The organism is Mesorhizobium sp. WSM4906 (assembly GCF_029674625.1).
Lineage (GTDB): Bacteria > Pseudomonadota > Alphaproteobacteria > Rhizobiales > Rhizobiaceae > Mesorhizobium.
Window position 1 is genome coordinate 2,809,627 of record NZ_CP121355.1, and the last position, 12,774, is coordinate 2,822,400.

A 12,774-nucleotide genomic window follows, 5' to 3' on the forward strand; every position below is an offset into this window, starting at 1 on the left:
AACAACCGACAATCGGACCTGCAGGGCTTGGCAGCGAAAATCATCCTCACCGCGATCGGCGTGCTCGTTGCCGCTGCCGGCCTCAGCGGCTGTACCTCGACCTCGCAGATGAAAGCCACGCCCGCGCTTGCGGCGGCTTCGACGCCAGCCGTCGAGGACGATACACCGACCGTTGCGCTGCCTGAGACGGTGGCCGTGCTGCCTGAGCCTTCCGGCCTCGCGCAGGTGCAGACGGCGGCGCTAGCCGGCGATGCCGTGGCGTTGGTAACTTCTGGGGCGACGACGCCCGGCGCGCCGACGACGCCTGGCGCGCCATTGCCGCCGCCGGTGCAACCTGGCGCCACGCTTCCGCCGCCGGCGCAACCCACCGCGTTCGCCGGTTCGACACCCGTCGCCGGCCAGTTCCCGCCGCCGCCGGTGCTGATGGCCGGCGCGTCGCCGATCGGCCCCGCTTCGCTCAAGCAGGCAGCCGTCTACAGGACCGCCGGCGTTGCCATGCCGGTCACCGGTCAGTCGGCCAAGGTGGCTCCCATGCCGGGCGTCCAGCAGGCCGCCTATGTGGTGCCGCAAAACCCGGCGCTGCTTGCCCAACCGGTCCAGCCCGAACAGCATGCCAGCGGCCCGCGCGCCGAGATCGAGCGGCTGATCGAGAAATATTCGGCGATCTACGAAGTGCCGGTCGATCTGGTGCGCCATGTCGTCAACCGGGAGAGCACGTTCAACCCGAAAGCTTACAATCACGGCCATTGGGGGCTGATGCAGATCAAGCACGCGACGGCGCGCGGCATGGGCTATGACGGGCCGGCGAGCGGGTTGTTCGACGCCGAGACCAATCTCAAATACGCGGTCAAATATCTGCGCGGCGCCTGGCTGGTCTCGGGCGGCAACGCCAAGCGCGCCGACACGCTCTACCAGACCGGCTATTATTACGACGCCAAGCGCAAGGGTCTGCTCGAGCAGACGGGCCTCGGCGTCGACCGCCGCCGCCTGCAGCCAGGCGCCTGAGCGTCCTGCTCGCCAGTGCGCAGCGGGGAGCGTAGCTGTTTGGGGCTGCGACATGCATGAGCAAAGCGGTCCGAGCCCGCCTGCGCCCAATGACATCCGCCTTCGCAAGCTTCTCGACGATGCGCTGACCGCGCCGCATTGGCCGGAAGCGTTCATCATGCGCCCGTTCGAGCACCGGGATGCGCAGGCCCTGCATGCGCTCCTGGAAGAGGCGTTCGACGACGGCGCCGACGGCCCGTTCGACGATTGGTGGGAGCGTATCTCGGGCGATGCCGAGTTCGATCCCGATCTCTGCTTCCTGGTCATCGACGGCAAAGGCTTGCTGGCCGGCGCCGCGCTTTGCTGGACGTCCGGCTTCGTCAAGGATCTTGCGGTCCACCCGGGCTCCAGAAAGCGCGGCATCGGCGAGGCGCTGATGCGGCATGTCTTCCTTGCCTTTCGGGACAGGGGCGCGATCCATGTCGACCTCAAGACCAACACGGTCGGGCACGCCGCCGCCTTCAGGCTTTATGAGCGGCTGGGCATGATCCCCGTCGGCTGGGAAGGTTAATGATTTTCCACCGACCACCGGCATTGTGAACCGCTTCACATAGGATGACGTTAGGGCATGCTAATGCGTCGTCGTGCCGGGCGGCCGATCGGCGGATCGACGCGGGCAAGGCGTCGGAGGAGGCTGTGCCGGCATGCGTCAGCCACTCCAAAGGCGGGCTCCGGGGCGGCGGGTTTCGGAGCCCGCCCGCTTTGGTTTGAAATCCGCCCTTCCAGCCAGCCAGATTGCATTCTTGCGCTTCGGTCAGCGGCCGAGACGCCGCCGATTCATGCCGAATAGCTGATGTTGGAACCCAAAGCGGTGCTCCGCATTCAAGTGCTGGGTGGGCATCTGATGGCTGTCGGCGCGCGCAGTCTCGGCCGCCAGCCTCCAAAGGGAGGTCCACCGCCATGAAGCTTCTTCACGCATTTCTTGCGCTTGCGGCCGGCGCGATGTTCGCCGTGGTCCCAGCTCACGCGGTCGACCTGTCGATCGTGTCGGGCGACACCGGCGACGGCATCAAGGTGCTGCGCGAGATACTCGACCGCTACGAGAAGCAGAGCGGCAACAAGGTCAACATCGTCGTCATGCCGCCGTCGACGACCGACCAGTTCGGCCAGTACAAGCTGTGGCTCGCCGCCGGAAACACCGACATCGACGTTTACCAGACCGACGTGATCTGGGCGCCGCAGCTCGCCAGCCAGCTCGTCGACCTGACCGACGCGACCAAGGACATCGTGGCCAAGCACTTCCCCTCGATCATCCAATCGCAGACCGTCAACGGCAAGCTGGTCGCGCTGCCGATCTACACCGACGCGCCGGCGCTCTACTACCGCAAGGATCTGCTCGACAAATACGGCGCCAAGGTGCCGACCACCTGGAAGGAGTTGGCCGACACCGCGAAGTTGGTGATGGACAAGGAACGGGCCGCCGGCAACAAGGACATGTGGGGCTTCGTCTTCCAGGGCAACGCCTATGAGGGGCTGACCTGCGACGCGCTCGAATGGGTGATGTCGAATGGCGGCGGCCAGATCATCGATCCGGACGGCACAGTCTCCGTCAACAATCCAAAGGCGGCGGCCGCGCTCGACATGGTCAAGGGCTGGATCGGCACCATCTCGCCGCCGGGCGTGCTCGCCTACCAGGAAGAAGAAGCGCGCGGCGTCTGGCAGACCGGCAACGCCGTCTTCATGCGCAACTGGCCCTATGCCTATGCGCTGGGCAACGGCGGCGATTCACCCATCAAGGGCAAGTTCGACGTGGCGCCGCTGCCGGCGGGCGAGGGCGAAGGCGCGCGGCCGATCGCGACGCTCGGCGGCTGGAATCTCGCGGTCTCCAAATATTCGAAGAACCCGGACGCGGCGATCGACATGGTCAAGTTCATCGCTTCGCCCGAGATGCAGAAATACCGGACACTGAAGAGATCGACCCTGCCGACCATCCAGGCGCTCTATGACGATGCCGACATCGCCAAGGAACAGCCGATCGTTCCGCGCTGGAAAGAGGTCTTCCTCAACGCGGCGCCGCGGCCCTCGGCGACGGTCAAGGTCAAGTACAACGAGGCGTCGAGCCAGTTCTGGACCGCCGTGCACAAGACCCTGTCCGGCGAAGGCAGCGCCGCCGACAATCTCGCCGATCTCGAAGTGACGCTGACCAAGCTGAAAGGCAGCGGCTGGTGACCGCGGCGCCGGCAGAAGCCGGCTCGGGCGTCCGCGGCGGCAAGACGAAACGGGCGCCGGAAACAGCCGCCGCCCGGCGTACGCGCTCGCGGCTGATGGCGCAGCGCGTGCGCTCGGCCTGGCTGTTCCTCACGCCGATGCTTGCGGTGCTTGCCGCCGTCGCCGGCTGGCCGCTGATCCGCACCGTCTATTTCAGCTTCACCGACGCCTCGCTGTCGGACCTCGACGCCCGCCAATGGGTGGGCTTCGCCAACTATTTCTCGATGCTCAGCATGCCGAGCGGCCGCACGATCTATGACGGGCTGCTGGTCGACCCGGTGTGGTGGCGGGCGGTGTGGAACACTGTGCGCTTCACGGCAGTCTCGGTGACCTGCGAGACGATACTGGGCATGATCGTCGCGCTCGTGCTCAACGCCGAGTTCCGTGGACGCGGCATCGTCAGGGCGGCGATCCTCATTCCCTGGGCGATCCCGACGATCGTCTCGGCAAAGATGTGGCAATGGATGCTCAACGACCAGTTCGGCATCATCAATGTCGTGCTGCTGAACCTCGGCCTGATCCATGCCAAGATCGCCTGGACCGCCAGCGCCGACACGGCGATGGTCGCCGTGCTGATGGTCGACATCTGGAAGACGACGCCGTTCATGGCGCTGCTGATCCTCGCCGCATTGCAGATGCTGCCGCGCGAGATCGTCGAGGTGGCAAGGCTCGACGGCGCCAATCCGTGGCAGATCTTCTGGCGGGTGACCCTGCCGCTGATCCGCCCGGCGGTGATGGTGGCGGTGATCTTCCGCGCGCTCGACGCGCTGCGCATCTTCGACCTGATCTATGTGCTGACGCCCAACAATGTGCACACCAAGTCGATGTCGGTGTTCGCGCGCGAGAACCTGTTCGAGTTCGACAAGTTCGCCTATGGCTCGGCCGCCTCGACGCTGCTGTTCCTGATCCTGGCGCTGCTCACCATTTCCTACATCCGCATCGCCCGGATAAGCCTGGACGGAGGCAGCTGATGGCACTGCTAAAGCGCATGGCTTTCTATCTGCTGGTGGCGGTGATCATCTTCATCGCGGTCTTCCCGTTCTACTACGCCATCGCCACCAGCCTGAAATCGGGAACGGAGCTCTTCGAGGCTAGCCTCTGGCCGCATACGATCAGCCTCGCCAACTACCGGAACGTGCTCACCGAAGGCACCTTCCTGCGCAACCTCGTGAACTCGCTGGTCGTGTCGGGCGCGGTCGTGCTGATCTCGCTGCTGCTCGGCGTCACCGCCGCCTATTCGCTGGCGCGCATCCGTTTTCGCGGCCGCGCGGCGCTGATGCTCGGCATCCTGTCGGTCTCGATGTTCCCGCAGGTGGCGGTGCTGGCCGGCCTGTTCGAGATGATCCGCTGGGCCGGCCTCTACAATTCGCTGATCGCGCTGATCTTCTCCTACATGATCTTCACCCTGCCGTTCACCGTCTGGGTGCTCACCACCTTCGTGCGCGACCTGCCGGTCGAGATCGAGGAAGCGGCGATCCTCGACGGCGCGACGCCCTGGATCATCATCACCCGCGTCTTCCTGCCTTTGATGTGGCCGGCCTTGGCGACGACGGGCATGCTCGCCTTCATCGGCGCCTGGAACGAGTTCCTGTTCGCGCTGACCTTCACTTCCAACAACGCCCAGCGCACCGTGCCGGTGGCGATCGCGCTGCTGTCCGGCACCTCGCAGTTCGAGATCCCCTGGGGCAACATCATGGCCGCGTCGGTGATCGTCACCGTGCCGCTGGTGGTGCTGGTGCTGATCTTCCAGCGCAAGATCGTTTCCGGTCTCACCGCCGGCGGGGTCAAGGGATAGGCGCGTCAGAAAGAAGCGCGCCGGAATGTCGGATGTAGCCGGCGCGACACGTCCTTCGGTCGTAGTGCAACCCGCGCCGGGACGCCGGTGCGACGGCCAAGGAGAAAGCCATGATCACCTTTCCCAACGAATCCGCCAAATACCGCGCCGCCCGCGAGAAGCTCCTGCAAAAGGAAATCGAGCTGCGTCGCGCCATGGAAGCCGTGGCCGCGGCCAGACGCGCGCTGCCGCCGGGCGGGCTGGTGTCGCGGGACTATGTCTTCGACGGGCTGGACGGCGAGGGCAGGGCGACGCGGGTCAGCCTGTCCGACCTGTTCCAGCCGGGCAAGGATACGCTGATCCTCTACCAGATGATGTTTCCGCGCCATCCGCAGGAAACGCGCGCGGTGGCAGCGAGCGGCGAGACGGCGAAGCTCGCCAGAGCGGACCAACCATGCCCGTCCTGCACCGCGCTGCTCGACCAGTTCGACGGCGCGATCGGCCATCTGGAGGCGGCGGGCTTCAACTTCGCCGTGGTGGCAAAGACCGCGCTCGACAATCTGACGGCGCTCGGCCGCGACCGCGGCTGGAGAAACATGCGTCTCGTCTCCTCGGCCGGCAACAGCTTCAAGCGCGACTACAATTCCGAGACCAGCGACGGCGCGCAGATACCGCTGCTTTCGGTGTTCCACCGGAACGGCGACGGCATCCGCCATTTCTGGTCGTCGGAGCTTGGCTTCGCGCCGACCGAGCCCGGCCAGGATCCGCGCGCGATCGGCACCTGCGAGATCCTGTGGAACCTGATGGACTTCACCCCGGAAGGCCGCCCGGACTGGCATGAGCAGCTGCAATATTCCGAACGCGCCGCCGAAGCATCCTGCCACTGACGGCAAGGCAGGCGGTTCCGGCGCCGGTCTTTCCAGGCAACCCCGACGCCGGTGCCGCGTTTGAGGTGGCAGAGGGGCTGTTCCGGATCGGAGACTTCAGATGAGAACGCTTCTGCCCCTGGCCGCCATCGCGCTGCTCGCCGGCGCGCCGGCCGCCCTTGCCCAGTCGGACGACACAAGCCCGGATGCCGTTGGCCCCATGGTGACCGAGGACAAGGTCGACACCCAGACCTTCGTAGCTACCGTGCCCAACGCCGACGAATTCGAGATCCAGTCGGGCAAGCTGGCGCAAGAGAAGTCGACGTCGGACGACGTCAAGGCCTTCGCCGGCCAGATGATTGCCGACCACAGCAAGATCGGCGAGGATTTCAAGGCGGCGCTGAGCCAGGGCCAGACGACCTCGTCGATCAAGCCCTCCGATCCCGCGCTGCAGCCCAGGGAGCAGCAGATGCTCGGCGAATTGAAGAGCGCCAGCGGCAAGGACTTCGACCGGAAATACATCAAGATGCAGACCGACGCGCACAAGGATGCGGTTGCCCTGTTCAGCACCTATGCCAATTCGGGCGACGACCCGGCGATGAAGGAATTCGCCAAGAAGACGCTGCCGATGCTGAAGATGCATGAGAAGCGTGTGAAGGAGCTGGCGGTGGCGCATCAGGGGTGAGAGGCAAATCCTTGCCTTCTCCCCTTGTGGGAGAAGGTGGATCGGCGCGCAGCGCCGAGACGGATGAGGGGTGTTGGAAGAAATGAGACCGCGGTGATCGTGTGCCTTTCGGCACCAATAGCACGGTTGCGTGTGACCGGGCGCATCGCCAAGCTGGAACACCCCTCATCCGACCGAGCTTCGCTCGGCCCCCTTCTCCCACAAGGGGAGAAGGGGGAGTGCGCATTCGCAATGCCGGCATCGAATCAACGGAAAAAGCCATGCCCAAGATCGATATCTCATCCGTACCCGTCCGCAAGGGCTCCAGCTATCCGCCGCCTTTCGGCCAGCCCTGCGCCGAGCGTACACGGCAGCGCCTCGGCGATGCCGGCGGGCTGAAGGATTTCGGCGTCAACCTGATGACGCTGCCGCCCGGCGGTTGGTCGAGCCAGCGCCATTGGCACAGCCATGAGGACGAGCTCGTCTATGTGCTGGAGGGCGAGCTGACGCTGGTCGAGGACGGCGGCGAGACGCTGCTCAGGGCCGGCGATAGTGCTGCCTTCGCCAAGGACAGCGGCGACGGCCACCACATGATCAACCGCTCGTCGGTGACGGCGCGCTACCTGGAAGTCGGCTCGCGCAACCCGGATGATCTCATCACCTGCTCCGACATTGACATGATGAGCCCGAGTTCGGATGGACGGTTCCTGCACAAGGATGGGGTGCCGTATCCGGGGCAGGGGTGACCGCTGGACAATGCCTCGCCGCTGGCTTTCCGCTCATCAGTGACGGCGCGCTACCTTGAACTTGCGCAACCCGAACGGTGTCATCTAGTTGCCCTGACTCGCGATGGTGGCGGTGTGGCGCTGCGCGTCTGACGCATAGCGATGGTCCGCAATCCGGCGTATGTCGGCCGATATGCCCATGGACATAGACAATGTCTATTCAGATAGAAATTGGCTTGCAATTTGTCTGAACCGTGGTATGACGTCTCCAAGAAAGGATGCTGCAATGAACGGAAAGCGGTCCCGGGAGGCCCTTCTTGAGTTCCTCGACTATCTTGCGAGGAAGGGCCTGATGAATCAGACGACTGCTCGTTCGCGCAAGGCTGCAGCAAATAAGGTTCTGGCCATCCTCGATAAAGAGGAGGCCGAAGATGTCACCAAGCTAGACTTGGATCATCTTTTTGTTCGGTTTTCAAATATCTCTGGTTCCGATTACACGCCAGATAGTTTGAATACCTATAAAAGTAGGCTGAAGTCGGCGATAGATGATTTCAAGAACTATCAAGACAATCCAATGTCGTTTAGGCCATCCGTGCAGCCGTCGGGGAGAAAGGTCGCGGATCGCCCTAAGCAGGTTGGCTCAGAAGGTCCCAGAGCACAGGTGGAGGCGCCACCAAGAGCAACTACAAGTTTTACGTCTGCGCCGCCGACCTCGGTCTCAATATTGCCTATCCCGATCAGGCCGGATCTGACGATCCAAGTTCAAGGGTTGCCCTACGATCTGACGCCCGCAGAGGCAAACAAGATTGCGAACGTGATACGTGCGATGGCGTCTGTTGAATAGTTTCCCAGTCCAAATGGGAAATTTCCTCAGCGCTGCTGAGGCCGTGGGAGCCGCTGGCTCGGTGTCCAAAACCGATGTCCAGCGGCCCTCTCTGCTCACCTATAGGCGAGCATAGGAAAGATAGCTCATGGCTATCATTCCTGCAATTCAATTTGCCAACGTACCTCGGTACTGAATATGACTGCTCCTGACCCAACTCGGCAAAAAGACGGATGGCGAGAGATCGACGGTATTTTTGCAGATGCAAAAAATACCTGGGTTATCCACTATTCCTGTGAGAGTTTTTATGATCGTCCGGAAGGTCGATCACCTAGAGTAACTTCCATCGCAGTCCGTAAACTAAGCGACGCGCAAACGCATTCTTTCTCTATTCACCAAGTCGCAGAGCGACAGGGTGTAGCGTTTCGTGAAATTGAACAGCACTATGATCGACTCGAACGCGTGATGCTTGACGCGTTCTTTGCTTTCATCGGTTCATATCGGAACAGCCATTTTCTGCATTGGAATATGCGGGATGCGAACTATGGCTTTCCTGCTATTGAGCATCGCTACACTGTTCTTGGTGGCGCTCCTATAACGATCGATGACGAGCGCAAACACGACCTTTCAAGGATAATTATAAACATATATGGAAAGGGCTATATTTCTCATCCGAGACTGGAGTCTTTGATAGAAAGGAATAAAATTCGTCCGTTGGACTTTATGACTGGCCCCCAAGAGGCTAAAGCATTCGAGGAACGAAATTTCAATGGTCTTCATCAATCTACATTGCGAAAAGTCGACATATTAGCTAATCTTGCGACTCTAGTGAAGGATCGTTCACTTAAAACTAACACTACTCATTGGGATATGCACGGAGGGCGCATTCGTGCTGCTGTTTACTGGATTCTTGAGAACAAACTGATTGCTTTCTTTGCAAGTATTGCGAGTATTGTCGGTTTGGGCTTGGCAATTTACGCTCTAAAGTAACACGCCAATAGTCCTCACCCAAAATACTCCTGCAGCGGCCGAACCTCCAAATTCCCCGCCCTTAATGCCGCAATCGCCTCCGCCACGGCCGCCGCGCCCGACAGCGTCGTATAATACGGCACCTTCTGCATCAGCGTGGCTCTGCGCAGCGACTTCGAGTCCGACACCGCCTTCTGGCCGTCGGTGGTGTTGAAGACGATCTGGACCTGGCGATTGCGGATGGCGTCCTCGATGTGGGGGCGGCCTTCGAGCACCTTGTTGATCTTTTCCGCCACCACGCCGTTCTCGGCGAGGAAGCGCGCCGTGCCGGAGGTGGCGAGCACCTTGAAGCCCTGGCCGGCGAGGCGCTTGACCGCCGGCAGGATGCCCTTCTTGTCCTCGTCGCGCACCGAGACGAACAGCGTGCCGGAACGGGGGAGATCGACACCTGCGCCGAGCTGGCTCTTGGCGAAGGCCAGGGCGAAGTCGCGGTCGAGGCCCATGACCTCGCCGGTGGAACGCATTTCCGGCCCGAGCAGGATGTCGACGCCGGGGAAACGGGCGAAGGGGAAGACGGCTTCCTTGACCGCGATGTGGCCCGGGCTGCGCGGGTCGGGCATGGCGCCGTAATGGGCGAAGGCGTTCTCCAGCGTCTCGCCGGCCATGATGCGGGCCGCGATCTTGGCGATCGGCCGCCCGATGGTCTTGGCGACGAAGGGCACGGTGCGCGACGCGCGAGGGTTCACCTCCAGCACATAGACCGTGCCGTCCTTGATCGCGTATTGCACGTTCATCAGGCCGCCGACGTTGAGCGCGCGAGCCAAGCTTGCTGTCTGCCGCTCCAGCTCGTCGACGAGGTCGGGGTGCAGCGAGTGCACCGGCAGCGAGCAGGCGCTGTCGCCTGAATGGATACCGGCCTCCTCGATATGCTCCAGGATGCCGGAGACGAAGGTCTCCTTGCCGTCGCACAGGCAGTCGACGTCGACCTCGGTGGCGCCGGTCAGATAGGTGTCGAACAGAAGCGGGTTCTTGCCGAGCAGCGTGTTGATCTGGCCGGTCTTGTCGGCGGGGTATTTCTGCTTGATGTCCTCCGGCACCAGGCCGGGCACGGTGTCGAGCAGATAGGTCTGCAGCATGCCTTCGTTGTAGATGATCTGCATGGCGCGGCCGCCGAGCACATAGGACGGGCGCACCACCAGCGGGAAGCCGAGCTCGGCGGCGACGAGGCGGGCCTGCTCGACCGAATAGGCGATGCCGTTCTTCGGCTGGGTGAGGCCGAGCTTGTGCAAAAGCTTCTGGAAACGGTCGCGGTCTTCGGCGAGGTCGATCATGTCGGGCGAGGTGCCGAGGATCGGGATGCCGGCCTTCTCCAGCGCATCCGCCAGCTTGAGCGGCGTCTGGCCGCCGAACTGGACGATGACGCCGACCAGCTCTCCGGACGCCTGCTCCGCGCGCAGGATCTCCAGCACGTCCTCCGGCGTCAGCGGATCGAAATAGAGGCGGTCGGAGGTGTCGTAGTCGGTCGAGACGGTCTCCGGGTTGCAATTGACCATGATCGCCTCGAAGCCGGCGTCGCGCAGCGCAAAGGCCGCATGGCAGCAGCAATAGTCGAACTCGATGCCTTGGCCGATGCGGTTAGGGCCGCCGCCGAGAATGACGACCTTCTTGCGCGACGAGACCCGCGCCTCGTTGGCGAGCTCGCCGGCAAACGGCGTCTCGTAGGTCGAGTACATATAGGCGGTCGGCGAGGCGAACTCGGCGGCGCAGGTGTCGATGCGCTTATAAACCGGATGAACGCCGAGCTTTTCGCGAATGTTCTGAATCACTTCCGCGTCGGTCTTCGTCAGCGAGGCGAGGCGGGCGTCGGAGAAACCCATCGCCTTCAGCATGCGCAGATTGGCGGCGTCCCGCGGCAGGCCATGCTCGCGGATGCGCTCTTCCATGGCGATGATGCCGGCGATCTGCTCGAGGAACCACGGATCGATCTTGCACATGGCGTGCACGTCCTCGAGCGAGGTGCCCATGCGGATCGCCTGCGCCACCATGCGCAGCCGGTCTGGCGTCGGCGTGCCGAGCGCGGCGCGGATGGCGTTGCGGTCGTCGGCGCCGTCGGCGGAGCCGAGGCCGGGGATCTCGATCTCGTCGAGGCCGGTGAGGCCGGTTTCCAGTCCGCGCAGCGCCTTCTGCAGCGATTCCTGGAAGCTGCGGCCGATCGCCATCACCTCGCCCACCGACTTCATGGCGGTGGTCAGCACCGGCTCGGCGCCGGGGAATTTCTCGAAGGCAAAGCGCGGAATCTTCGTCACCACATAGTCGATCGACGGCTCGAACGAGGCCGGCGTCGCGCCGCCGGTGATGTCGTTCTCCAGCTCGTCCAGCGTGTAGCCGACGGCGAGCTTGGCCGCGACCTTGGCGATCGGGAAGCCGGTCGCCTTGGAGGCAAGCGCGGAGGAGCGCGAGACGCGCGGGTTCATCTCGATCACCACCAGGCGGCCGTCGGCCGGGTTGACGGCGAACTGCACGTTGGAGCCGCCGGTCTCGACGCCGATCTCGCGCAGCACCGCGATCGAGGCGTTGCGCATCATCTGGTATTCTTTGTCGGTGAGCGTCAGGGCAGGGGCCACGGTGATGGAATCGCCCGTGTGCACGCCCATCGGATCGAGGTTCTCGATCGAGCAGATGATGATGCAGTTGTCCGCTTTGTCGCGGACGACCTCCATCTCATACTCCTTCCAGCCGAGCACGCTTTCCTCGATCAGCACCTCGGTGGTGGGCGAGGCGTCGAGGCCGGACTGGACGATGTCGTAGAATTCGGCGCGGTTGTAGGCGATGCCGCCGCCGGTGCCGCCCATGGTGAAGGAGGGGCGGATGATCGCCGGCAGGCCGACATGGTCCAGCGCCTGGGCGGCGATCGCCATGGCATGGCTGATATAGCGCTGCTTGCGGTCGCCTTCGCCGAGGTTCCAGCGCGTCTCCAGCGCGTCGAGCGCGGCGTCGAGGTTTTCGGGGTGCTCCGCCTTCAGCGCGGCGCGCTCGGCCTCGTGGATCTTGCGGTCGGCATCCTTGACGTCGGTGGCGTTGGCCAGCATCGAGCGCGGCGTCTCGAGGCCGATCTTGCTCATCGCCTGGCGGAACAGCGCGCGGTCCTCGGCCTTGTCGATGGCCGCGGCGTCGGCGCCGATCATCTCTACTTGATAGCGGTCGAGCACGCCCATGCGGCGCAGCGACAGCGCCGTGTTCAGCGCCGTCTGGCCGCCCATGGTTGGCAGAAGCGCATCGGGGCGCTCCTTGGCGATGATCTTGGCCACCACTTCGGGCGTGATCGGCTCGATATAGGTGGCGTCGGCCAGCTCCGGGTCGGTCATGATCGTGGCCGGATTGGAGTTGACCAGGATGACGCGGAACCCTTCCTCTTTCAGCGCCTTGCAGGCCTGGGTGCCGGAATAGTCGAACTCGCATGCCTGGCCGATAACGATGGGGCCGGCCCCGATGATCAGGATCGACTTGATGTCGGTGCGTCTTGGCATAGGCAGTTGGTTCCGTTCGGCGAGCGGCTTGCACGAAAAACCGGGCGGGGGGAGGACCCGGCCGGTTGTGCTTGCGATTCTGGTATCAGGCTAGGAGGGCCTTATAGGGAAGAGTTTTGGCGGATGTAACCCCGAAAATGAGAGAAGCAGGGGAGTAGGGCAGTAGGGCAGTAG

General features: G+C 63.3%; 11 protein-coding genes. 10 read left to right on the plus strand and 1 reads right to left on the minus strand.

The window, feature by feature from the left end:
- Positions 1-27: 27 nt before the first annotated feature.
- The 10 genes from QAZ22_RS13400 to QAZ22_RS13445 all read left to right on the plus strand — a co-directional run bounded on the left by QAZ22_RS13400 (position 28) and on the right by QAZ22_RS13445 (position 9,094).
- A complete protein-coding gene (locus QAZ22_RS13400) occupies positions 28-1,005 on the plus strand; it encodes a transglycosylase SLT domain-containing protein (RefSeq protein ID WP_278207239.1) in 978 nt (325 codons plus the stop codon).
- Positions 1,006-1,057: 52 nt separating this feature from the next.
- On the plus strand, positions 1,058-1,555 hold the full coding sequence (locus tag QAZ22_RS13405; protein WP_278207240.1) for an N-acetyltransferase: 498 nt from the start codon (positions 1,058-1,060) through the stop codon (positions 1,553-1,555).
- Positions 1,556-1,944: 389 nt separating this feature from the next.
- Positions 1,945-3,213, plus strand: a complete 1,269-nt coding sequence (locus tag QAZ22_RS13410; protein ID WP_278207241.1) for an ABC transporter substrate-binding protein — start codon at positions 1,945-1,947, stop codon at positions 3,211-3,213.
- A 95-nt stretch (positions 3,214-3,308) separates the two neighbouring features.
- Positions 3,309-4,223: a sugar ABC transporter permease gene (locus QAZ22_RS13415; RefSeq protein WP_278207835.1), complete on the plus strand. Its 915-nt coding sequence runs from the start codon at positions 3,309-3,311 to the stop codon at positions 4,221-4,223.
- The gene (locus QAZ22_RS13420; protein ID WP_278207836.1) at positions 4,220-5,047 is read left to right on the plus strand and encodes a carbohydrate ABC transporter permease; all 828 of its coding nucleotides are present in this window, start codon (positions 4,220-4,222) and stop codon (positions 5,045-5,047) included. Before QAZ22_RS13415 ends, QAZ22_RS13420 begins: the two co-directional genes overlap by 4 nt.
- Before the next feature lie 110 nt (positions 5,048-5,157).
- Positions 5,158-5,913 carry a DUF899 family protein gene (locus QAZ22_RS13425; RefSeq protein ID WP_278207242.1) on the plus strand — a complete coding sequence of 252 codons (756 nt, stop codon included), beginning with the start codon at positions 5,158-5,160 and terminating at the stop codon, positions 5,911-5,913.
- Positions 5,914-6,013: 100 nt separating this feature from the next.
- A complete protein-coding gene (locus QAZ22_RS13430) occupies positions 6,014-6,577 on the plus strand; it encodes a DUF4142 domain-containing protein (protein WP_278207243.1) in 564 nt (187 codons plus the stop codon).
- A gap of 260 nt (positions 6,578-6,837) precedes the next feature.
- Positions 6,838-7,302 (plus strand): cupin domain-containing protein, encoded by a 465-nt coding sequence (locus QAZ22_RS13435; RefSeq protein WP_278207244.1) that lies wholly within the window; start codon positions 6,838-6,840, stop codon positions 7,300-7,302.
- Positions 7,303-7,480: 178 nt separating this feature from the next.
- Positions 7,481-8,125: a hypothetical protein gene (locus QAZ22_RS13440; RefSeq protein WP_278207245.1), complete on the plus strand. Its 645-nt coding sequence runs from the start codon at positions 7,481-7,483 to the stop codon at positions 8,123-8,125.
- A 177-nt stretch (positions 8,126-8,302) separates the two neighbouring features.
- Positions 8,303-9,094: a hypothetical protein gene (locus tag QAZ22_RS13445; protein ID WP_278207246.1), complete on the plus strand. Its 792-nt coding sequence runs from the start codon at positions 8,303-8,305 to the stop codon at positions 9,092-9,094.
- Between the two features lie 14 nt (positions 9,095-9,108).
- Here QAZ22_RS13445 and carB read toward each other — a convergent pair whose 3' ends face one another.
- Positions 9,109-12,600 carry a carbamoyl-phosphate synthase large subunit gene (carB, locus tag QAZ22_RS13450; RefSeq protein WP_278207247.1) on the minus strand — a complete coding sequence of 1,164 codons (3,492 nt, stop codon included), beginning with the start codon at positions 12,598-12,600 and terminating at the stop codon, positions 9,109-9,111.
- Between the last annotated feature and the right edge of the window lie 174 nt (positions 12,601-12,774).